We start from the raw sequence: 22,306 nt of genomic DNA, 5'->3' as shown, positions 1-22,306 counted from the left end.
GGCCGGCGGGGCGGGCGGGGCGGGGCGGGGCGGGGCGGGCGGGGCCGGCGGGGCGGGCGCGGCAGGCGCGGCGGTCGGTCACGCGGGCGGGGCGGGCGCGGCAGGCCCGGCGGGCGGGGCACGCGGGCGCGGCAGGCGGGTTCCGCGAGTTTGGGGCGCATTCCGTGCACCGGGGCGCACGGTGACCGCCCCGCTGCACCGATCGCGCCCCACACGCGACCCGGCCCCGGCCGCTGCCCGGCAGCCGGGGCGCGACGGGCGCGACGGTCTCAGCCCGCGACGCTGCTCTCGCGCACCACCAGCGAGGTCGGCACCGACTCCGCCACCGGCTCGCCGCCCTCGATCGCCGCGATCAGCGCGACGACGACACGCACGCCGAGGGCGTCGAAGTCCTGGCGCACGGTGCTCAACGGGGGCCTGTATTCGCCGGCATCCACGATGTCGTCGAATCCGATCACGGCGACGTCGTCGGGCACGCGCCGTCCCGCCTCGGCGAAGGCCCGCAGCGCCCCGAGGGCCATCTGGTCGTTCGCGACGAAGACGGCGGAGGCCTCGACGAGCGCACGCGCGGCGCGGTGGCCCGAGGCCGAGGTCCAATCGCCGCGGACCGGTTCGGGCACGGTGGCGCCGGCCTCGACGAGGGCCGCGCGCCACCCGCGCTCGCGCTCGGCGGCGGCGAAGGAGCGCACCGGACCGGCCAGGTGATGCACGGTGTCGTGGCCGAGCGACAGCAGATGCGCGGTGGCGGCGCGGGCCCCGGCGGCGTGGTCGGTCTGCACGATCGAGAAACGCGGGTCGGGCGGGGAGTCGACGACGACGAGGTGCAGGTCGGCCGGGGGCTCGACGTCGCGCGCCAACTCGGTCGCCTCGTTCAGCACGACGGCGCCGTCGACGCCCTGCGAGCGCAGCCGGGCGAAGGCGTCGCGGATGCCGCGTTCTTTGACCGTCACGACGGCGAGGGCGTAGTCGCGGGCCGCGGCCGCCTCGGAGATCGCCTGCAGCATGCGGGAGTTGCCGACCGAGGCGAGGGTCGACACGACGAGGCCGATGGTCGAGGTCTGGCCGGTGCGCAGGGCGCGCGCGGCGCGGTGCATGCGGTAGCCCAGGTCGGCCATGGCCTTCTCGACGCGGGCGCGGGTGGCCGGATCGACCCGGGGGCTGCCGTTCGCCACGCGCGACACCGTCTGCGCCGAGACCCCGGCCCGGACGGCCACGTCGGCCATGGATACGCGCATCATTCTCCCTCGATGTTGACGATAGCATGACCGCGTTGTAGCGTGTTATCGTGAACATGCACACCCCCTCCGCGGTGCGTCTCGGCGCCGGAGTCGTCAAGCGCCCGACGCTGCTCGCCGACGGCCGCGAGCTCATCTACTTCGACGATCCCGGCACCACGCTCGGCGCCGAGCGCTCGGTCGACGCCCGCACGCTCGACCCGCGGCCGACCACCGCCACCATGCGCCAGGACGTGCTGACCGGCGACTGGATCACCGTGGCATCCAACCGCCAGAACCGCGCGTTCCTGCCCCCCGCGCACCTCGACCCGCTGTCGCCGCAGACGCCGACGAACCCGTCGGAGATCCCGTCGCTCTACGACGTCGCGGTGTTCGAGAACAAGTCCCCGTCGTTCGGTCCCGCGCTCGACGTCGCGCTCGGCGACGTCCCCGCAGCCGTCGACCCGCCGCGCGGCGACGACGACCTCGAGCACCTCGGACTCGGTCGCACCCGCACCTCGGTCGGTCGCTGCGAGGTCGTCTGCTTCAGCCCCGCGCACGAGGGCTCGTTCGGTTCGCTCTCGCGCACCCGCGCCCGCACCGTGATCGAAGCGTGGGCCGACCGCACAGCGGCGTTGTCGGCTCTGCCCGGCATCCGCCAGGTGTTCCCGTTCGAGAACCGCGGGCAGGAGATCGGGGTCACCCTCGCCCACCCGCACGGGCAGATCTACGCCTACCCGTACGTCACCCCGCGCACGCACCGCCTGCTCGACACGATCTCGCGGAGCTCGAACGATCTGTTCCAGCGCATCCTCGAGTTCGAGTCGGCCGGCGACCGCGTCGTGCTGCGGGGCGAGCACTGGACGGCGTTCGTGCCGTTCGCCGCGCGCTGGCCCGTCGAGGTGCACGTGCTGCCGCACCGCCACGTCGCCGACCTGGCCGAGACCACCGACGCCGAGCGCGACGAGCTCGCCCCGTTCTACCTGCGGCTGCTGCGCGGCATCGATGCGCTGTACGACACCCCCACGCCCTACATCGCCGCGTGGCACCAGGCCCCGGTCGGGCGCGGACGCGGAGCCGCGCGCCTCAACCTGCAGATCACCTCGCCCCGCCGCGCCGCCGACAAGCTGAAGTACCTCGCCGGATCCGAGGCCGCCATGGGCGCCTGGATCGGCGACGTGACCCCCGAGTCGCAGGCCGAGCGTCTGCGCGCCGCCCTCGACACCGTTCCGGAGGTGACGGCATGACCGCCGTCGACGACGCCCGCATCCTTCTCGCCACGCTGACCGACCGCCCCCTCGCGGGAGTGTGGTCGGCCCCCGGTCGCGCCAACCTCATCGGCGAGCACACCGACTACAACGAGGGCTTCGTCTTCCCCTTCGCGATCGCCCAGCGCACCGCCGCCGCCGTGGCCCCGCGCGACGACGACCTGATCCGCGTGCGTTCGACCTTCTCCGACGACACCGTGGAGGTGTCGCTCGCCGACCTCGACGCGCGCATCGCCGCCGGCGGCCTCGACTGGGCGGGCTACCCGCTGGGCGTCGCGTGGGCGCTGCGGCGGGCGGCCCCGGATGCCGTGACCCGCGGCGTCGACCTCGCCCTGGCGTCGGAGGTCCCCGTCGGAGCCGGACTGTCGTCGTCGGCCGCGATCGAGGGAGCCGTGGCCTCCGCCCTCGACGACGTGTGGGGCGCCGGGCTCGACAAGGTCGCCCTCGCCCGGGTCGGCCGCGTGGCCGAGAACGACGCGGTCGGCGCACCGACGGGGATCATGGACCAGATGGCGTCGATGCTGGGCGTCGCGGATGCCGCGACCTTCCTCGACTGCCGCACGCTCGAGACCCGCCCCGTGGCGCTCGGGTTCGCCGAGGCGGGACTGTCGATCCTCGTCGTCGACACGCTGGTCGAGCACGCGCACTCCTCGGGCGGCTATCGCGAACGCCGCGCCTCGTGCGAGAAGGGCGCCGCCGCCTTCGGCGTGCCGGCACTGCGAGACCTCACGGTCGACGATCTGCCCCGCGCCGCAGAGATCCTGGATGACGTGACCTTCCGCCGCGTGCGGCACATCGTCACCGAGAACCAGCGCGTGCTCGACACCGTCGCCGCCCTCGACGCCGACGGGCCCTCCGCCATCGGCGACCTGCTCACCGCCTCGCACGTCTCGATGCGCGACGACTTCGAGATCTCGGTCCCCGAGCTCGACCTGGCCGTCGAGACGGCGCTGGCTTCGGGCGCCCTGGGCGCCCGCATGACCGGCGGAGGCTTCGGCGGAGCGGCGATCGCGCTGATCTCCACCGACCTCCTCCCGGCGGCGACCGAGGCCGTGCGCGCCGCGTTCGCGGCATCCGGGTTCCGCGCTCCGAACATCTTCACGGTGACCCCGTCGGAGGGCGCGCGCCGCGACGCGTGACGACCCTGCCGCGTCGGGGCTGCGGGTCGCCGCCGGGGCCTGTACGCACCCCGGGCCGCGGGCGTACCCTGCCGACAACCGGGAGGGACAATGACCGACGACGACGACGTGCTCGCCTGGCTGGCCGACAGCGACCCGAGCCTGCGATGGAAGGTCGAGCGCGATCTGCTGGACGCACCCGAGGAGCGATGGCGGGCCACCCGCGCCCGCGTCGCCCACGAGGGGTTCGGCGCACGCCTGCTCGCCGCCCAGGGCGAGGACGGGCTCTGGGCCGGTGGCGCGCACTTCCCGGCGGACTTCACCGGACAGGAGCCGCAGCCGTGGACGGCCACGTCGTGGTCGCTCATGAGCCTGCGCGAATGGGGGGTGGATGCCACGGCCCTGCGCACCGACACCGCCGGCCTCCTGGAGCGCAACGCCCGCTGGGAGTACGAGGACCGTCCTTTCTGGCACGGCGAGGTCGATGCGTGCATCAACGCGTTCACCCTCGCGAGCGGAGCGTGGCTGGGAGCCGACGTCGACGGCATCCGGGCCTGGTTCGTCGCCCACCGGCTGCCCGACGGCGGGTGGAACTGCGAGTGGGTCGAGGGGTCGACCCGGTCGTCGTTCCACTCGACGATCAACTCCGTCATCGGCATCCTCGACGACGAGTGGCGCACCGGCGGAACGCCCGAGCTGCACGCCGCGCGCAAGGCGGCCGAGGAGTACCTGCTCGAACGGCGTCTGCTCCACCGCCTGTCCACCGGCGAGCGGCACGTCTGGGCGCATCACCTGGGCTATCCCTTCCGTTTCCGCTACAGCGCGCTGCGCGCGCTCGACCACTTCCGCGCCGCGGCGCTGCACGACGGCGACGAGCCCGACCCCCGTCTCGCCGATGCGATCGACCGGGTGCGGGCCTCGCGCGACCCCGACGGCACCTGGCATCAGGCGTATCCGCCCGAGGGCCGGGAGTGGTTCCCCGTCGACGTGCCCGCCGGCGAGCCGTCACGGTGGCTGACGTTCTTCGCGCTGCGCGTGCTGCGGTGGTGGGACGGGACTTCGGGCACCTCGCGTGCGGGGGACGGGCGCGACGCGGCAGGATGAGGGGATGGATGCCGCTCCCCTCGCCGTGACCTCGAGAGGGGCGGTGCGCGGGTTCCGACGCGGGACCACCGCCGTGTTCCTCGGCATCCCGTTCGCCCAGGCGCCCGTCGGGGCCCTGCGATTCGCCGCGCCGACCCCGGTCGAGCCCTGGGAGGGTGAACGCGACGCGACGGCGTACGGCCCCACCGCCCAGCGCGGCGACGCGGGCATCACCCTCATCCCCGAGCCGAGCGTGCCCGGAGACGCGACGCTGAACGTCAACGTCTTCGCTCCGGTCGACGCGACCCCGGATGCCGCCCTCCCCGTGCTCGTGTGGATCCACGGCGGGGGCTACACCTCGGGGTCTCCCGCCAGCCGCTGGTACGACGGCGACGCGTTCGCGCGCGACGGGGTCGTCACGGTCGTGATCTCGTACCGCATCGGATTCGACGGATACGGACTCATCGACGGCGCTCCCGCGAACCGGGGCCTGCGCGATCAGATCGCCGCCCTCGAATGGGTGCGCGACGAGATCCGCACGTTCGGGGGCGACCCCTCCCGCGTGACGGTGGCGGGGCAGTCTGCGGGCGGCGGGTCGGTTCTCGCGCTGATGACGAGCCCCGCGGCATCCGGACTCTTCCACGCCGCCCTGGCCCTCTCGCCCGCCATCGGCGCGGTGCACGCCGACCAGGCGCGGCGCTTCGCCGACCGCGTCGCCGCGCTCGGCGGCGTCACGGCCGATCGGCGGGGATTCGCGTCACTCCCGGAAGAACGGCTCGTCGTCCTGCAGAAGGCGGCCGGCACCCCGGAGCGCGGGCATGTTCTGGCCTCGATCACCGCGCTGCTCGACGACGGGCTGCCGATCGGCCCGGTGATCGACGGCGACCTGGTGCCGCGGCATCCGCTCGACGCCCTCGCCGACGGGGTGGCCGCCGACGTGCCGCTCCTGATCGGATCGACCGACGACGAGTTCACGATGCTGACCGCGAGGTTCCGTCGCGTGCTGCGCCTCGTCCCGGTGCCGTTCGCCCTGGCCGTCCTGGGGCTCGGCCGTTCGAGGCGTCGAGCGTATCTCGCGCGCACACGGCGGCGCGGGGCCGCGGCGGTGCTCGGCGGCTACGCGACGGATCGGGTGATCCGCGCGACGGTGCTCCGTGTCGCGCGAGCGCGGAGCGGTGCGGCCACGTGGGTGTACCGCTTCGCCTGGCGGTCGCCGTCGCCGAAGCTCGGGGTCGCCTGCCACTGCCTCGACGTCCCATTCTGGTTCGACCACCTCGACGCCGACGGGGTCACGACCATCGCCGGGATCGCACCGCCCTCCGACCTGGCCGCCCAGCTGCACGGCGCCGCGATCTCGTTGGTGCGCGACGGCGATCCCGGGTGGCCGGCCTGGGATGCCGCGTCCCGACGCGCGCGCGTGTTCGACGCTCCGGCAGCCGTCCCACCCGTCGAGCTCGACGCCTACGCCGAGGTGGCTCCGCTGGTCTGACGTTCCGCTCGCCCGCAGGTGCGGGGTCGCGACGCGTCACTCGGGACGATGCGGGGCCGCGCTCGACCCGCCCGGGGCCTGCCGTCGGCTCAGAGGTGCGGGATGACCGCGCGCTCGAACAGCGAGATGCCCGAGGTGTCGTACGCCGCCTCGGGGAAGTAGTGGATCGCGTAGCCGAGGCCGTGGGCGGCGCGTTCGCGCAACCGCTCGACGATCTGCTCGGGCGTGCCGAAGCCGTCGGAGGAGCGGTAGTCGGCCTCGATGGCATCGGCCCGCTCGTCTCCCACGTGCGGGCGCAGCCGCGCGACGACCGCCGCGAGACGGTCGTTCGCCTCGGCCTCGGTCGCGGCGACGATCGTGTTGAAGTTGGTCGAGCGGGTGATCTCGCCGGCATCGCGACCGAGCGCCTCGCAGTGCCCGCGCAGGACCTCGGACTTGTGGTCGAACTCGTCGAGCGAGCCGCCGAAATTCGTGTACGAGGCGTACTTCGCCGCGATCTTGAGCGTGACCTTCTCGCCACCGCCGGCGATCCACAGCGGAATGCCGCCCGGCTGCAGCGGACGCGGCTGCACGATCGCGCCGTCGACCTCGTAGTACTTGCCCGACAGGGTGGCTTCACCGGTGGTCCACGCCTGGTGCATGATCTCGACGCCCTCGCGCAGGCGCCCGAGACGCTCGGCGATGGGCGGGAAGCCGTAGCCGTAGGCGCGCCATTCGTGCTCGTACCAGCCGCCGCCGATGCCCATCTCGGCGCGACCTCCCGAGATGATGTCGACGGTGGCGGCGACCTTGGCGAGGTACGCGGGATTGCGGTAGCCCATGCACGTGCACATCTGACCGAGGCGCACGCGGTCGGTCGCCGCGGCGAAGGCGGCCATGAGCGTCCAGGCCTCGTGCGTCGCCTCGGCGCTCGGCACCGGGGTGGTGTGGAAGTGGTCGTAGACCCACAGCGACGCCCAGGGCCCGTCGTCGGCGCTCTGCGCGAGCGAGTTCATCACCCGCCAGTGCTCGGCGGGGTCGATGCCCACCAGATCGAAGCGCCAGCCCTGCGGAACGAAGATGCCGAATTCCATGCGCTCACCCTAGGCGCGGCCGCCGACATCGCGCACCCCCCGGCCGGGTCCCGCCGCACCCCGATGCGAGGCGCCGCGGTGCCGCGGGCCGGAGCCCGCGGACCGGAGGCTCAGAGCCCGACCCGGCGCTGCTGCCAGGGGAGGCCGCCCATCATGCTCAGCACGGCGACGATCGCGATCCCCAGGGCCGCGGCGGCCCCCAGCAACGGCGCGACCACGGGCGGCAGGCCACCCCGTGCGGGCGGCACGAGACCGGCGGCCTGCGACTGGGTGGTCACCGGAGCGTTCATCGCGAGGAACGAGGCCGCGGACGCGGCGGCGGGGATGCTCGCCGGTGCGCGGCGCAACGGGTTCTCGGGCGTCGCCCCGGCGACCCCGCCGGCGCCCCCGCTCGAGGGGGGAGCCGCGACGGGCGCGGTGGCGTCGTAGATCACCGTGACCGGCGACGCCGGCTTCGCGGCATCCCGGACTCCCCCGGTGGTGAGCCAGTACCCCTGCTGCCCCGTCTGCCGGTGGAAGTCGACGAACGACTGCGGGAACGATCCCCAGTAGGCCTCGTTGATCCCGGAGCGAGCCACCTGGCCGGCTCCGACGCTCACCACTCCCCGGAACTCGGGCGTGACCGAGAAGCCCCGGTCGGCGCCCACGTCGGCGGAGCGGATGTCGGCGAGCACCACCTCTTGCTCGGCGATCGGATTCCACACCGTGACATCGTCCATCGACGTGCCGTACCCGCTCGCCGTCGCGACCAACCGGCCCGCGCCCGAGGCGTCGAGCGTGAGCCGGGGGTCGGTCACACTCCAGTACGTCATGCCGCCGTAGAAGGCCACCGTGAACGACCCCGACCACCGGATGTCGAGCGCTCCGTCGCGGCGCTGTCCGGTTCCGCCCCCGATGACGATCTGATTGCCCGTCGTGCTCGAGGTCGACGACACCGTCACGGCGGTTCCCGTCGGATCGAGGCACTTCGTCTCCCACGCCGCGGTGGTGAACCCGCCCTCGGCGGTGGGCTTCTCGACGCGCACCGCCCCCTCCTGCGCGCGGTAGAGCCCGTCGTCGCGCGTCCACACCCGGGATCCCCCCGCGTCGCCCGCGCGTCCGGCGCTGAGGAAGTTGCATCCGCCCGCGAAGGCTCCCCCGCCCGACTCGGCGTTCAGCCCCCACCGCAGCTGCGCGTTCGAGATCGCGCCGTCACCCCCGCCCGATCCCGTCGGCCCCGGCACCGTGACGATCACGTCGCCCGGGCCCGCGGCCGCCGCCGACAGGGGGACGCCCGCCACGAGGGCCACCGCGACGGCGATCCCCGCCCGCAGCATCGTCATCGACCTCATCGGGGTGCTCCCGCCGAGAGAGGCAGGGGTTCGGTCGGCGACGCCGCGGGCGCCCCCGAGCCCGCGGGCGGGGCAGACGCCCCCGCGGGCGCGACCCGAGCCGCGCGGCGGGCCCGACGGCGCGCGCGAGCGCGCACGAGGGCGGTGATGACGCTCGTGACCACCAGCGCCATCGACAGCACGATGCACGCCAGCAGCACCACGATCGCCCAGGTCGGAACGACCGGCGTCGTCTCGGCGGCGGTCGCGCTCGTTCCCCCCGTCACGCTCACCTCCGCCTCGGCGACACCGCCGGAGCCCGCCCCGCGCAGCGTGATCAGGTGGGTCCCGTCGCGGATGTCGCGCGGAACCGGGAGGGCGGCGGCCACCTCGCCCTGCGTTCCGGCGGTCAACGGCCCCACCGCCGTGAGCCCGCCGTCGAGGGCGGCGACGATCTGCTCGCCGGGGGTGAACCCCTGCCCCGTGAAGACGATCGAGGAGCCGGCGACGACGCTCCCCGCCTCGACGCCGACGCGCACCGCTCCCGCCGCCACCGGCGCCGACCCGGCCGGCGCCGATTCCGCGGGGGTCGACCCGGCGGGGGCCGACGCCTGGAAGGACAGCGGGGTGAAGGTCTCGTTGTTGGCGTTCTTCACGCCGTGCGCTCCGATGGTGATGATGCCGCACGTCACGCGCCGGCAGTCCACCTCGCTGACCCGCCCCTCGCGATCCTGACTCTCGAACACCGCCCCCGGGATGACCATGCCGATGGACCACGACCCGTCGGCGCCGAGCGTGCCGTTGGCGGAGCTCTCGGTCTGGCTGCCGGGGAAGGCGAGGAACCGCTGATACCCGTTGTTCTCGGCGGACTCCGCATCGGGGACGTATCGGTAGTCCTCACCGACGACACCGCCCGCGCTCGGTCGCCACGACCCGCCGCCGGCGTCGTCGACCCAGCCGAAGAGCACGTAGATGCCGCCGAAGCCGTTCGGGATCGACTGGAAGCCCGACCCCGACACCGTCACCTCGGTGGCGTAGTCCGCATCGACCGAGGCCGAGCCGGAGGGGCCGGTGACCGACACGGATCCGGCGGCCCACGCGGGGGCGTCGGTGACGGCGACGACGCTCGCCGCCACGACCAACGCGGTCGCGACGGCGACGAAGGAGCGGGTGAGGTTCTTCATGCGATGCGTTCTCCGGGCTCGGGGGGAAGGGCGAGGGAGGGGGCGACGACGACCAGCAGCGTGCCGCGAGGTCCGTCGATGACGTCGATCGGATGCCGATACACCCGCGTGAGCAGGGCCGGATCGAGCACCTCGCGCGGCGGCCCGGCGGCGACGACGCGACCGCCGTCGAGCAGGGCGATGCGATCGGCGTAGGCCGCGGCGAGTCCCAGATCGTGCAGCACCACGACGGCGGCTCCCCCGGCATCCACCCGCTCGCGTGTGCGCGCGAGCACCCGGTGCTGATGGCGGATGTCGAGGCTCGCGGTGGGCTCGTCGAGCAGCGCGATCGCGCACTCCTGGGCGAAGGAGCGGGCGAAGGCCGTGCGGGCGCGCTCGCCGCCCGAGAGCGCGGTGACGGGTCGTTCGGCGAACGCCTCGACCTCGCCGGCGGCCATCGCCTCAGCCACCGCGGCGTCATCCCGCGCCGCCTCGGGATGCCGACGCCAGGGCGCCCGCCCCATCCGCACCACGTCGTGGACGGCGAAGGGGAACGACACCTCGTTGCTCTGCGTGAGCACCGACCGTCGCCGCGCGCGCTCGGCGACCGGCCAGGCGTCGAGCGTCGCTCCGTCGAGCTCGACGGAGCCCTCCACCGGCGCCCGGTCTCCCGCCAGCACCGAGAGCAGCGTCGATTTGCCCGCGCCGTTCGGTCCGACCAGCGCGAGCAGCTCGCCCGCCGAGAGATCGAGGTCGACGCCGTCGAGGACCCGGCGTCCGCCCACCTCGACCGACACTCCGCGTGCGCGCAGCACCGGCGTCATCCCCATCCTCCCGATCGGCGACGCGCGCGCCGCAGCAGCCAGAAGAAGAAGGGGCCGCCGATGAGGGCGGTGAGCATGCCGATCGGAAGCTCGGACCCCGGTACGGCGGTACGCGCGACGAGGTCGCCCGCCACGAGCAGGACCGACCCGCCGAGCGCGCTGGCGGGGAGCAGCAGCCGGTGCCCGGGGCCGAGCACCATGCGCATGAGGTGCGGCACGACGAGGCCGACGAAGCCGATGATCCCGCAGAAGGCGACGGCCGCGCACGTGAGCAGCGCGATCACGACGATGGCGACGACCCGCAGCCGCTCGACGCGCACGCCGAGATGCTCGGCCTGACGCTCGCCGAGGGCGAGCAGATCGAGGCTGCCCGCCAGGAACAGGCACGCGGTGATCCCCACCGCGGCGATCGGCGCGACGATCGCCAGGTCGTCCCAGCGGGTGCCGTTCAGCGACCCGAGCTGCCAGAACACGATCTGCTCTCGCTGCTGCGTCGACCCGAGGTAGGTGAACAGGGCGATCGCGGCTCCCCCGACGGCGTTGACGGCGATGCCGGTGAGCACGAGCGTGACGACCTCGGTGCGCCCGTCGGCGCGGGCGGAGGCGTACACGATGACGATCGCGACCAGTCCGCCCGCGAAGGCGAGCACCGGAAGGGTGAGCGGCCCGAGGAACGTCAGCCCGAAGACGATGGATGCCGAGGCCCCCACCGCCGCTCCCGACGAGATGCCGATGACCCCGGGCTCCGCCAGGGGGTTTCGGAAGACGCCCTGCATGACCACACCGGCGGCGGCGAGCGTGGCCCCGACGAGCACCGCCATGATCAGGCGGGGCATGCGGATGAGCCACAGCGTCGCCTCGCCGTTGACGTGCGCGACCGCCGCCCCCGGGGCCACCGCGAGCGCATCCAGCCCGACCGCGCGCACACCGTCGTTCCAGGCACGCGCGAAGGCGCCCAGCACCTGGTCGGGTGGGATCGAGAGCTGACCGCTGCCGGCCGAGACGACGACGAGGACCACCAGCGCCGCGGACAGCGCGCCGAAGACCGCGGGGATCCGCAGGCGGGACCGCGCCGCGGGCGCGGCGACCCGCACCCGCTCGCGCGGGACGACGCCCGCGCTCACCCCTCGGCCTCCGGCGCGTACACGGCCACGGCGAGCGCGTCGAGCACGTCGGCGGCGGCGGGGCCGAAGCTCAGCACGGTGGTGTCGGACATGTCGACGATGCGGCGGTGGCGCCCGGCGTCGGTCTGCGCGACGGCGGGCAGATGCTCGACGAGCCCGTCGACGCCGTCGACCGACTCGAGGCCCTTCGTCATCATGATGAGCAGGTCGGGATTGGCGTCGACGAGCGCCTCGTCGGTGATGGGCCGCATCCCCGTCCACCCGATCTCGCCGGCGACGTCGATGCCGCCGAGCGCCTCGATCAGGCTGTCGGCGCCGGACTCCTCGCCGAAGAGGTAGTAGACGCCCGACTGCCCGCGCACGTAGAGGAACATCATCCGGAGCTTGCGGGCGGGGTCGGCCGGTGCCACCGCCGCGATCTGGGCGATCTTCGCCTCGACGTCGGCGGTGCTGCGGGCGGCGAGGGCCGCCGCGCGCTCGGGGACGCCCAGCGCGGTTCCCACCTGCGTGATGAGCGAGCCGATCGAGTCCAGCGAGCGGTGGGAGTCCACGACGACGACGGGGATGCCGGCATCCCTCATCTGAAGGATCGTGTCCCACGGCCCGAGGCTCGAGTCGGTGAGGATGACGGTGGGGGCGGCGTCGAGGATCGCCTCGGCGTTGAGGTCGTGCCCGTTCTCGGTGACCACGGGCAGGCGCGCCGCCTCGGGGAAGGCGCTGGACACGTCGCGCGCGACGACGTGATCGCCGAGGCCGAGTTCGAACACGATGCGCGAGAGCGAGCCGTAGATGTCGAGCGTGAGGATGCGCGTGGCGTCGGTGACGGTGACGGTGGTGCCCTGCGCGTCGGTGACCGTCGCCGGCAGCGTCTGCGCACCGTCGGTGACGGGGTCGATGGGGGCGGAGGCGGCGACCGCGGTCGATGGGCCCTCCCACGCGAGCGGGTCGCCGAGCGGCGTCACCTCGGCCAGCGGCGGCGTCGCGACGGCCTCGCCCCCGTGCGCCGATCCGGCGGCGTCGCATGCCGTCACGGCGAGGGTGACCACCATCGCCAGGGCAAGCGTGGCGAGGGCGCGGGTCGTTCGACGAGTCATGAAAAGACCTCCAAGTAAGGTGAGCCTATCCTTAACATTGCCCCGCCGCGCGCCTTCTGCTTAGGTAAGGCTAACCTGTCCTCTCGCACCCACCCTCGGGTGCATCGACGCACGCCGTCGGGCCGCACCGGGGACAGAGAAGGGAATGACCGTGGACTCCTCCACGCGCAGGCACCGGTTCGCACGCCTCTCGGCAGCGACCCTCGCCACCACCGCACTCGCCCTGGGGGGCGCTCTCGTCGCGGCCCCCGCGCACGCCGCCGAGACGAGCGTCGACGACGCCGTGTTCCGCTGGGGCATCAACGCCGAGTCGAACGCCGCCGCATTCGCCCCCGGCACGGTGAACCTGCTCTCGGCCGGGATCGTGACGGCCACCTCGGCGGCCGACCGCGTGACCTCGTCGAACTGGAAGCAGAGCGTCGGCACCACGTCGATCCTGAAGCGTCAGTCCGACGGAAGCTACGCCGCCGCCACCTTCGCGGGACTGCGGACGGATGCCGCCGGCACGACCATCACGACCGGCAACGGCCTGAACTCCGGACACGTCGCCGAGATCACCGGCGGAACCGGCACGGTCGACGTCGACGCCAACACGGCGGTCATCCAGTGGACCGGCTCGTTCACGTCGGCCTACTACTCGGGCATGACCCGTTCGTGGATCACCGACCCGAAGCTCACCGTCGCCTCCGACGGCACCGGCACCGTCACCGCCACGCTCGGCGGCTACGGCACCTCGATGGACGACCCCGACAAGTTCGAGACCCTGACCCCGGCGACGAACGTGGTCGTGGCCACCCTCACCGGTGTCGACGTGACCCCCACCGGCTTCACCGTCACCCCCGACTACCTCGGCCGCACGATCACCGTGCCCGAGGGCTCGGTCGCCCAGGTCACCGGTGGTGCGAACGCCGGTGCGTTCCCGCAGTCGTTCGTCGACTTCCAGGGTAAGACCGGCCAGGGACCGTACTGGTACTCCTCGGGAGGCGCCGCCGACGCGCGCAAGCCCGCCAGCGCCCTTTCGGTCGCCTACACCGCAGCCCCGGTCGCCGCGACCCCCACGGTCACCGTGTCGAAGACCTCCGGCCTCGCGCAGGGCGAGACCGTCACCGTCAGCGGGAGCGGGTTCCTGCCCTCGGGCACCGCCACCAACGGCACGCGCCCGCCGCTCGCCGGGCAGTTCAGCGGCACGTACGTCGTCTTCGGCAAGTTCGCCGACACGTGGAAGCCCTCGGCCGGAGCCGCCTCGTCGGCGCGCTCGGTGATCGCCCAGAAGTGGGCCGTGCCCGCCGCGAGCATGGCGACCATCGGCGGCGTGAACGGCGGCGCCGTCGAGCTGAACGCCGACGGCACCTTCTCGGTCGACCTGGCGCTCACGACCACCGAGGCGCAGAACCTCGCCGCGGGCACGTTCGGCATCTACACCTACGCCGGCAGCGGCGCCGTGTACGCGCCCTTCGAGACCGCCACCCCCGTCACCTTCGCCTCGTCGTCCGACGTCATCGTCGAGGTTCCGGCGTGGGTCGAGAGCCCCACCGGTTCCTTCGGCTGGGCGTTCGAGGGCACCTCGCCCGCCAACCTCGGCACCGCCGTGCAGGACGGCGCGAACTTCGTGGCATCCGGATCGCTCACCAACCTCGTCGTGACCGACACGCGCGCCGGGGGCTCCTCGCCCTACACCTGGAGCATCTCGGGCCAGGTCGGCGACTTCGCGTCGTCGTCGGGCGGGTCGTTCTCGGGCGGACTGCTGGGGTGGAAACCCAAGGTGGTCTCCGCGGGCAGCAGCGTCGCCGGTGGCGCCGAGGTGACCTCGACGCGACTGGGCGGCACGGGCCTGGGCGCCTCGCGCGTGCTGGCCTCGTCGACCTCTGCCGTCAGCGCGACCGTGGGCGCCGACCTCTCGCTGGTCATCCCGGGCACCACCCCCGCGGGCGACTACACCAGCAAGCTCACCATCACCGCCCTGCAGTAAGACACTCCCCGGGGGTCCCGGCTTCGGCCGGGGCCCCCTTTCCCATCGACCCGGAAGACACCGTGACCGCCTCGCCCTCCCTTCGCGTCCTCGCCCTCGCCGGCACCCTCGTCCTCGGACTGTCGACCCTGCCGCTCCCCGCCGCGGCGGCCGACGGCGGTGTGGCGTGGAGCGTGCAGACCGCCGACAACGCCAACGGCACCGGACGCGCCAACTTCTCGTACGACGTCGAGCCCGGCGCGGTCGTGACCGACACCATGGTCGTCGTCAACACCGGCACCGAGCCGCTGCCCCTGGCCGTCTACGCGGCCGACGCGTTCACCGCGCCGAGCGGCGAGATCGACGTGCTCGTCGACGGGGCGCCCTCGCTCGGTGCCGGCACGTGGGTCGCCGTGCCCCCGACGGCCCTGCAGCTCGCACCGGGCGAGTCCGCCGACGTCGCGTTCACGATCAGCGTGCCCGCAGACGCACGCCCCGGCGACCACGCCGCCGGGATCGTCACGTCGCTGACGAGCCAGGACGCATCGAGCACGTTGTCGGTGGACCGCCGCCTCGGCACCCGCATCAACCTGCGCGTCGCCGGGGAGCTGACCCCCGCCGCGGCGGTGACGGGCGTGACCGCGAGCTACGAGGGCTCGTGGAACCCCTTCGATTCGGGCCGCCTGATCGTGCGGTACTCGCTCGAGAACACCGGGAACACCCGACTGACGGGCCTCGAGATGGTCACCACCTCGGGCCTGGCCGGGGTGCTGTCGACGACGACCCCGCCGACGCAGGTGACCGAGATCATCCCCGCCTCCACGATCGACATGGAGCGCGAGATGCCGGCCTTCTCGCTCGGCTGGATCACCGGCACGCTGACGATCGCCCCCGCGGGCGTCGGGCTCGGGGCCGGAGCCGTGAGCGAGGTGGTCACCGACTTCGCGATCCCGGCCGTGCCGTGGAGCCTGTACGGCCTGATCGCCCTCGTCGCGGGTGCGGCCGTCGCGATCGCCCTGGTCGTGCGACGGTCGATGCGCCGCCGCGACGCGGGTCGCCCCGCCGCGGACGCTCAGGCGGTCTGAGCGGCCTTGGCCCGCGCCAGGTCGACGAACAGCTCGGTGTTGAAGCGGTAGGCGACGAGCACCTCGGCGATGACGCGCTCCTTCTCGTCGTCGTCCCAGGGGGCGGCGTCGAGCTGCTCGCGGTAGACGCTCTTGAAGGCCTCCGGGTCGGCGATGTCGCCGAAGAGGTAGAACCCGATCCCGTTCGTGTCGAACCCGAAGCGACGCTGCATGAGACGACCGATGAACTGGCCCCCCGACAGGTCGCCGAGGTAGCGCGTGTAGTGGTGCGCGACGAAGCCGCCGGGCCAGGTCGCCGCGACCCGGCGGATGCGCGAGACGTAGGCCTGGGTGGTGGGCAGCGGCGTGACGAGGTCGCGCCAGTCGGCCCCGAGCAGGAACGCGAGGTCGGCCTCGAGGGCGGGGAGGCGCGTGAGCTTGTCGCTGAGGAACACGGATGCCACGGGGTCGCGGCGCATGCGATCGGTGGCCTCCTCGAGCGCCTCGTAGATGAACCAGTGCTGCACGACGAGGGCGACGTAGTCCTCCCGCGTGCCGGCACCGCTCATCAGGTCGTTCATGAACCCGGCGTGCTCACTCGTGGAGTGGGCGCTGCGCGAGCGCTCACGAAGAGCCGTGGAGAAGGAGATGAGGTCGCTCATGGGGCCATCATACGCAGGAAGTTAGGTTCACCTAACCTCCATTTTCCGATCAGTGGGGGCGTGGCGTCAGACCCAGTCGCGCGCAGGCCGCGTCGTACAGGGCCACCACCTCGCGGCGCACCTCCCGGCGCTCGGTGATCGACCCCGCCGGCCACGGAATCCGCACCGACGACGTCGCCCCCTCGACGGTGGTGACCGCCCAGTCGCCGCCGTCGCCGTCGAATCCGGTCATGACCGCGGTCGAGACCACCGGGTGCGGGCCGAACGCGCGGACGATCAACACGTTGTCGTCGAGGTGGTCGGCGTTCATGTGCGCGAGGACGGCGCGACGGGTGTCGGGGTCAAATTCGTGCGTCATTAGGCAAGCCTAACTTGGCACCCTCCCGCACGCAGAACGTCGCGTCGTCCCCGCCTCCGGCGGGTCGACATTCCACGACTGCAGGTCTCGCTCCCAGACATCGGGGCGCAAAACGTGCGCCGGGGCGGTCACCAAACGCCCCAGTGCACGAAACACGCCCCGCTTCCGCAGCACACCTCACCGCGAACGACAGGCGAGAACGCTCCCCACGGGCGGCGCCGTCGGCGCCCTCGCGCCTCAGTCGCGCACGGAGGCGTGGGGCAGACGCTTTCGCATCACGGCCACCGCGTCGGCGTTGTCGTCGATGAGCACCGCGTCGCGCCCGAGGGGGGCGGCGACGGCGCCGAGGGTGCCGCTGCCGGCGAACATGTCGAGCACGCGGTCGCCGGGGCGGCTCGACGCCTGCACCATGCGGCGCAGGACCCCCTCGGGCTTCTGCGTCGGGTAGCCGGTCTTCTCGCGTCCCGTCGTCGGCACGATCGTGTGCCACCAGACGTCGGTGGGCATCTTGCCGCGGGCGGCCTTCTCGGCCGTCACCAGCCCGGGGGCCATGTACGGCTCGCGGTCGACGGCGTCGGAGTCGAAGAAGTACCGCTGCGGGTTCTTCACGTAGACCAGGATCGTCTCGTGCTTCGTGGGCCAGCGGCGCTTGGTCTTCGCCCCGTAGTCGTAGGCCCAGATCAACTCGTTGAGGAACTTGTCGCGCCCGAACAGCGCGTCGCACATGACCTTTGCGTAATGCACCTCGCGGTAGTCGAGGTGCAGGTACAGCGTGCCGTCGTCGGCCAGCAGGCGCCAGGCCTCCACCAACCGGGGTTCGAGGAAGCCCCAGTAGTCGTCGAACCGGTCGTCGTAGGTGCGCAGGTCACCGCGCAACCGCGCGTACTCGCGCCCGTGGAAGCCGCGCTGCACCACGGGGGGCGGCGGCGGCTCCTCTTCGGGGAACACGAGCATGTTCGGGTCGTCGACCGATGCCGTCGCCTCGGGCTTCTCGGCATCCGGGGTCTCGTCGACCGGGGCCTTGCGCGTCGCCGACTCGACCGCTTTGGAGCGCGTGCGCCCGGTGTTGAAGGGCGGGTCGAGGTAGACGAGGGCGAAGGAGCCGTCGGGGTAGCCCGGGGTGACGGCCAGGTTGTCGGCGTGGTGGATCTCGACGCCGCCCGGCTCGGGGGCGTCGGTGGGGATCGGGGCGCTCACGGGACGCGCTGCAGCCACGCGTCGGTGGCGAACTTCGACTGCACGAGCGCCTCGGCCTCGGCGTACTCCTCGTCGGTGATGTGACCGGGGGTCGCGCCGTAGAGGGTCGTGAACGTCTGGATGAAACGCTCGATGACCTCGTCGCGCGGCAGGCCCGTCTGGCTGCGCAGCGGATCGACGCGCTTGGCGGCCGAGACCGTGCCCTTGTCGCTGAGCTTCTCGCGGCCGATACGCAGCACCTCGGTGAGCACCTGGCCGTCCATGTCGTAGCTCAGGGTCGCGTGGTGCAGCACCCCGCCGTTGGCGAGGCGCTTCTGCGCGGCCCCGCCGATCTTGCCGTGGGGGCCGGCGATGTCGTTGAGCGGCTGGTACACCGCGTCGATGCCCAGCGAGCGCAGCGCCTGCAGCACCCAGTCGTCGAGGAACGCGTACGAGTCGGCGAAGGTCATGCCCGCGACGAGGGAGGCCGGCACGTACAGCGAGTACGTGACGATCGAGTTCGCGGCCATCAGCATGGCGCCGCCGCCCGAGATGCGACGCACGACGTCGAAGCCGTGCTTCTCGGCGCCGGCGGGATCGACCTCGTTGCGCAGCGACTGGAACGAGCCGATGACGACGGCGCTCTCGTTCCACTCCCACAGGCGCAGCGTGGGCTTGCGCAGGCCCGCGCCCACCCGGGTGGTGAGCACCTCGTCGAGGGCGAGGTTCATGCGCGGCGAGACGGGGGCGTCGTGCACGACCTCCCACTCGAAGTCGGCCCAGCCGGGGGCGGTGACGAGGGCGCGGCGGATGGCCGTGGCGACCGACTCGGGGGTGAAGCCGAGCAGCTGCGCCCCCTCGGGCAGCGCGGCGCGAATGGCCGCCGCGATCGTGGGGACGTCGGACTCCACCGGCAGACCGGTGACGGCCGCGTCGATGTCGTCGAGGGCGTCGTCGGGCTCGAGGAAGAAGTCGCCCGCGAGGTGGAAGCCGTGGATGCGGCCCTCGCGCTCCTCGAGGTCGACGACGACCAGCTTCCCGCCGGGGACCTTGTACTCGCCGTGCATGCTCTCAGCCTACGGCGACGGCGGCGCGACGAGCACGGGGCCGTCCATCGCCCGGGGCTCCCGCTCGGCGAGCGCACGGCGGTGTCGGCGCTCGATGGCCTGACCCGCGTAGGACGCGGCGATCACCAGCGCGGCGCCCGCGAGGCCGGGGAACCCCACAGCCTCTCCCCCGATCGCCACCCCCACCGCCAGCGCCCACACCGGCTCGGTGCCCATGAGGATGCTCGCGCGCGTCGCCGAGGTGCGGCGCACGGCCCACAGCTGCACGACGAAGGCGAACACCGAGCACATCAGGCCGAGGAACAGCACGTGGGCCCATCCGGATGCCGTGAGCCGTCCGACCGCCGGCGGCAGGTCGGCGCCGGCCACCGCCGACGAGGTCGCGGCGCACACGACGAGTTGCACGAACACCACGGCGAGGGAGCTGTCGGAGCGTCCGCGGGTGAGGCGCGCGCTGGCGGTGACGTGCACCGCCCGCACGACGGCGGCCGCGATCACGAGGGCGTCGCCGATCGTCGGGGCGCGCAGGCCTCCCCCCGATACGAGCAGCGCCACCCCCACCACCGCGGCCACCGCCGCGACGAAGTACGACCGCGGCAGCCACGATCTCGCCGCGAGGCTCTCGAGCACGGGGGTGAAGACGAGGGCCAGGCTGATGAGCACGCCCGCGTTGGTCGCCGAGGTGAGGTGCACGCCCGCGGTCTCGAGGCCGATGACCGCCGCCTGCGAGCAGCCGAGCAGGGCGGCGACGGCGAGGCCCCGACCCCGCGGCATCCGCTCGCGCCGCGCGAGGCAGATCGCCCCCAGCGCCACCGCGGCCACGACGAAGCGCAGCGCCACGGCGGGGGCGACGCCCACCTCGTCGGTGAGCGCTTTGGCCGAGAGGAAGCTGGCCCCCCACACCGCCGCCACGGCGAGCAGCAACACGTCGACGACGATCTCGGCGGGGCGGCGGGTCATGTCTCCAGCGTCGTCGCGCCCACTCGGAAGAACAACGGCCAGTGTCTTCACCGTCACCTAAGTTGTGACTTATGGATGCCGCTCACCTGCGCCTGCTACGCGAACTCGGCGATCGGGGCAGCGTGGCCGCGGTCGCCGCCGCCCTGCACATCTCGGCCTCGGCGGTGTCGCAGCAGCTCGCGACCCTGCAGGCCCACACCCCGGTGCCGCTGACGGTGCGCCGGGGGCGCGTGCTCACCCTCACCCCCGCGGGCGAGGCCCTCGCCGCCGCGGGTACCCGGGTCGATGAGGCGCTCACGGCCGCGCGCGAGGCGGTCGGAGCATTCCTCGACGCCGCGGATCGCCCGGTGCGGGTCTCGGCCTTCCACAGTGCGGGGCTGGCCCTGTTCGGTCCGCTGCTGCGCGAGCTCGACGGCACCCCGCCCCTGCAGCTGGCCGACGCCGACGTCGCGCACCGCGACTTCCCGGGCCTCACCGCCGACCACGACCTCGTCATCGCGCACCGCCTCGCCCACGATGCGCCCTGGCCGCGCGACCGCGTCATCGCCACGGCGCTGCTCGCCGAGCCCCTCGACATCGCGCTGCCCGAGGCGCATCCCCTCGCCGCGCGCGATCGCCTGCGCGCGGTCGATCTGGTCGAGGAGACGTGGGTGTCGGTGCACCCGGGGTTCCCGCTCGCCGGGGTGCTCGACCACCTCGCGGCGCACGTCGGTCGGCCGCTGCGCATCGCCCATCGCATCAACGAGTTCTCGGTGACGGCCGAGGTGGTGCGCACGGGCGCGGCGATCGCGGTGCTCCCCCGCACGACCGCGCTCCCCCTCGCCGTCGACGGGCTCGTGCTGCGCCCCCTCGCCGACCTCGAGCTCGTGCGACACGTCGACGTCCTCGCCCGCCCCGACGCCCTGGCGTACGCCGCGGTGCGGCACGTGCTGCGTGCACTGCGCACGGTGGCGGAACGGGCGACGGCCGCCGCGGGCTGAGGCGCCGCGCGACGGTGGAAGCCGCGCGACGAGTTCGGCGGCACCCGTCGTCCGCTGTCGGGCCCGCCTCAGGCGGGAAGGAACGCGGCGGTGAACGACTCGGGCGAGAGGGCGTGCTCGATGGCCAGCATGCTCGCCCCCCGCACACCGGCGTGCTCGGCGGCGACCGACTGCACGATCGAGAGGTACTCCGTCGCCAGCGGCGTCGAACGCGAGTAGACCACTTCGCGCACCCCCGCGATGAGGTGCTCGCCCACGCGCGCCATCGACCCGCCGACGGCGATGACCGAGGGGTTCATCAGGCTGACGCAGGTCGTGAGCACCTCGCCGATGTCGCGGCCGGCCTGGCGCACCGCCTGGATCGCGTCGATGTTGCCGCGCTTGACGAGGTCGACCACGTCGGAGCCCGTGTGCGCCTCGATGCCCTGCGCGCGCAGAGCGCGGGCGATGGCGGGACCGGATGCCAGGGCCTCGAGGCATCCGCGATTGCCGCACTGGCACGGGATGTCGGCGCCGCGCGCGACCTGCACGTGCCCGATGTCGCCGGCGATGCCCTGCGCGCCGCGCTGCAGGCGGCCGTCGGAGATGATGCCGGTGCCGATACCGGTGGCGATCTTGACGAACATGAGGTGGTCGACCCCCGGCCAGGCGAGCCCGCGCTCGCCGAGCGCCATGATGTTCACGTCGTTGTCGACGAGCACGGGAACCGGCATGTGCTCGAAGATCCACGCGGGGATGTCGAAGTGGTCCCATCCGGGCATGATCGGCGGGTTCACCGGCTGACCGGTCGAGTGCTCGACGGGCCCGGGAACGCCGATGCCCATCGCGGCCACGTCGTCGACGGTGCGTTCCACCGAGGCGAGCAGTTCGCGCGCTCCGTCGACGAGCCACGTCAGCACGGGCTCGGGCCCGAGGGCGATGTCGAGCGACGCGCTCGTCTCGGCGAGCACGGTGCCGGCGAGATCGACGATCGCGACGGTCGCGTGCGAGGCGCCGAGGTCGGCGGCGACGACGACCTTGGCGGCCGGGTTGATCGCGAACTGCGACGGCGGGCGCCCGCCCGTCGACACGGCATCGGCCACGGGGGTGATCAGTCCCATGCGCATGAGCTCGTCGACGCGGACGGCGACGGTGGATCGCGCGAGACCCGTGGTCTTCGCCAACTCGGCCCGGGTGCGCGGGATCCCATCACGCAGCAACTGGAAGAGCTGACCGGCACCGTTGGCCGTCTGCACCGCATCTGTGCTCATCCGCTTCACGCCCTCAGTACACCATCACTTGCTATCGACACGATCCGCGAGCCGACGGCGACTGCACGGAAAGCGCAGTCA

At 73.2% G+C, this 22,306-nt stretch carries 20 protein-coding genes; 7 read left to right on the top strand and 13 right to left on the bottom strand.

Annotated elements, in window-relative coordinates; genetic code table 11:
* Positions 1-269: 269 nt before the first annotated feature.
* On the bottom strand, positions 270-1,235 hold the full coding sequence (locus tag ASF96_RS15865) for a LacI family DNA-binding transcriptional regulator (RefSeq protein ID WP_156458907.1): 966 nt from the start codon (positions 1,233-1,235) through the stop codon (positions 270-272).
* A 56-nt stretch (positions 1,236-1,291) separates the two neighbouring features.
* On the opposite strand from ASF96_RS15865, the gene galT reads away from it, so the two are divergent.
* The 4 genes from galT to ASF96_RS15845 all read left to right on the top strand — a co-directional run bounded on the left by galT (position 1,292) and on the right by ASF96_RS15845 (position 6,172).
* On the top strand, positions 1,292-2,461 hold the full coding sequence (gene galT, locus ASF96_RS15860) for a galactose-1-phosphate uridylyltransferase (protein ID WP_055940882.1): 1,170 nt from the start codon (positions 1,292-1,294) through the stop codon (positions 2,459-2,461).
* The gene (gene galK, locus ASF96_RS15855; RefSeq protein ID WP_055940857.1) at positions 2,458-3,621 is read left to right on the top strand and encodes a galactokinase; all 1,164 of its coding nucleotides are present in this window, start codon (positions 2,458-2,460) and stop codon (positions 3,619-3,621) included. Before galT ends, galK begins: the two co-directional genes overlap by 4 nt.
* A gap of 90 nt (positions 3,622-3,711) precedes the next feature.
* Positions 3,712-4,704, top strand: coding sequence for a hypothetical protein (locus ASF96_RS15850; protein WP_055940854.1), 993 nt, complete (start codon positions 3,712-3,714; stop codon positions 4,702-4,704).
* Positions 4,705-4,708: 4 nt separating this feature from the next.
* Positions 4,709-6,172, top strand: a complete 1,464-nt coding sequence (locus ASF96_RS15845; protein WP_055940852.1) for a carboxylesterase/lipase family protein — start codon at positions 4,709-4,711, stop codon at positions 6,170-6,172.
* Between the two features lie 89 nt (positions 6,173-6,261).
* Here ASF96_RS15845 and ASF96_RS15840 read toward each other — a convergent pair whose 3' ends face one another.
* From ASF96_RS15840 to ASF96_RS15815, 6 genes are all read right to left on the bottom strand, one after another.
* Positions 6,262-7,245, bottom strand: coding sequence for an LLM class F420-dependent oxidoreductase (locus ASF96_RS15840; protein ID WP_055832894.1), 984 nt, complete (start codon positions 7,243-7,245; stop codon positions 6,262-6,264).
* A 110-nt stretch (positions 7,246-7,355) separates the two neighbouring features.
* Positions 7,356-8,576: a hypothetical protein gene (locus tag ASF96_RS15835; RefSeq protein ID WP_156458905.1), complete on the bottom strand. Its 1,221-nt coding sequence runs from the start codon at positions 8,574-8,576 to the stop codon at positions 7,356-7,358.
* Positions 8,573-9,739 (bottom strand): hypothetical protein, encoded by a 1,167-nt coding sequence (locus ASF96_RS15830; RefSeq protein ID WP_055940845.1) that lies wholly within the window; start codon positions 9,737-9,739, stop codon positions 8,573-8,575. Before ASF96_RS15830 ends, ASF96_RS15835 begins: the two co-directional genes overlap by 4 nt.
* On the bottom strand, positions 9,736-10,542 hold the full coding sequence (locus ASF96_RS15825) for a heme ABC transporter ATP-binding protein (RefSeq protein ID WP_082509767.1): 807 nt from the start codon (positions 10,540-10,542) through the stop codon (positions 9,736-9,738). Before ASF96_RS15825 ends, ASF96_RS15830 begins: the two co-directional genes overlap by 4 nt.
* Positions 10,539-11,666, bottom strand: coding sequence for a FecCD family ABC transporter permease (locus ASF96_RS15820; RefSeq protein ID WP_442922531.1), 1,128 nt, complete (start codon positions 11,664-11,666; stop codon positions 10,539-10,541). The genes ASF96_RS15825 and ASF96_RS15820 overlap by 4 nt, the downstream gene beginning before the upstream one ends.
* Positions 11,663-12,760 carry a heme/hemin ABC transporter substrate-binding protein gene (locus ASF96_RS15815; protein WP_055940843.1) on the bottom strand — a complete coding sequence of 366 codons (1,098 nt, stop codon included), beginning with the start codon at positions 12,758-12,760 and terminating at the stop codon, positions 11,663-11,665. Before ASF96_RS15815 ends, ASF96_RS15820 begins: the two co-directional genes overlap by 4 nt.
* Before the next feature lie 145 nt (positions 12,761-12,905).
* Here ASF96_RS15815 and ASF96_RS15810 point away from each other — a divergent pair, with 145 nt between their 5' ends.
* Together ASF96_RS15810 and ASF96_RS15805 are read left to right on the top strand one after the other, a co-directional pair.
* Positions 12,906-14,729, top strand: a complete 1,824-nt coding sequence (locus tag ASF96_RS15810; RefSeq protein WP_055940839.1) for a hypothetical protein — start codon at positions 12,906-12,908, stop codon at positions 14,727-14,729.
* 62 nt (positions 14,730-14,791) lie between these two features.
* Positions 14,792-15,793: a WxL protein peptidoglycan domain-containing protein gene (locus ASF96_RS15805; RefSeq protein WP_055940837.1), complete on the top strand. Its 1,002-nt coding sequence runs from the start codon at positions 14,792-14,794 to the stop codon at positions 15,791-15,793.
* On the opposite strand, the gene ASF96_RS15800 is transcribed toward ASF96_RS15805, so the two are convergent.
* The 5 genes from ASF96_RS15800 to ASF96_RS15780 all read right to left on the bottom strand — a co-directional run bounded on the left by ASF96_RS15800 (position 15,781) and on the right by ASF96_RS15780 (position 19,995).
* Positions 15,781-16,434 (bottom strand): biliverdin-producing heme oxygenase, encoded by a 654-nt coding sequence (locus tag ASF96_RS15800; protein WP_055940834.1) that lies wholly within the window; start codon positions 16,432-16,434, stop codon positions 15,781-15,783. The genes ASF96_RS15805 and ASF96_RS15800 overlap by 13 nt on opposite strands.
* A 49-nt stretch (positions 16,435-16,483) precedes the next feature.
* Positions 16,484-16,792, bottom strand: coding sequence for a DUF2470 domain-containing protein (locus ASF96_RS15795; RefSeq protein WP_055940832.1), 309 nt, complete (start codon positions 16,790-16,792; stop codon positions 16,484-16,486).
* 237 nt (positions 16,793-17,029) lie between these two features.
* Positions 17,030-17,989 (bottom strand): DNA-methyltransferase, encoded by a 960-nt coding sequence (locus ASF96_RS15790; RefSeq protein WP_055940828.1) that lies wholly within the window; start codon positions 17,987-17,989, stop codon positions 17,030-17,032.
* Complete coding sequence (locus ASF96_RS15785; RefSeq protein WP_055940825.1) at positions 17,986-19,035, bottom strand: lipoate--protein ligase family protein; 1,050 nt, start codon at positions 19,033-19,035, stop codon at positions 17,986-17,988. The genes ASF96_RS15790 and ASF96_RS15785 overlap by 4 nt, the downstream gene beginning before the upstream one ends.
* Before the next feature lie 9 nt (positions 19,036-19,044).
* Positions 19,045-19,995 carry a DMT family transporter gene (locus tag ASF96_RS15780; protein ID WP_055940823.1) on the bottom strand — a complete coding sequence of 317 codons (951 nt, stop codon included), beginning with the start codon at positions 19,993-19,995 and terminating at the stop codon, positions 19,045-19,047.
* A 71-nt stretch (positions 19,996-20,066) separates the two neighbouring features.
* On the opposite strand from ASF96_RS15780, the gene ASF96_RS15775 reads away from it, so the two are divergent.
* Entirely contained in the window at positions 20,067-20,975 is a 909-nt protein-coding gene (locus ASF96_RS15775; RefSeq protein ID WP_055940819.1) for a LysR family transcriptional regulator, read from the top strand.
* A 68-nt stretch (positions 20,976-21,043) separates the two neighbouring features.
* Here the strand turns inward: ASF96_RS15775 and ASF96_RS15770 are convergent, their stop codons facing one another.
* Positions 21,044-22,225 carry an ROK family transcriptional regulator gene (locus tag ASF96_RS15770; RefSeq protein WP_055832881.1) on the bottom strand — a complete coding sequence of 394 codons (1,182 nt, stop codon included), beginning with the start codon at positions 22,223-22,225 and terminating at the stop codon, positions 21,044-21,046.
* Positions 22,226-22,306: the final 81 nt, after the last annotated feature.

This window comes from Microbacterium sp. Leaf179 (assembly GCF_001423785.1).
Taxonomy (GTDB): Bacteria; Actinomycetota; Actinomycetes; order Actinomycetales; family Microbacteriaceae; genus Microbacterium.
The sequence above is the reverse complement of the archived record's forward strand: the minus strand, read 5'-3'. Positions and strand labels throughout refer to the sequence as shown.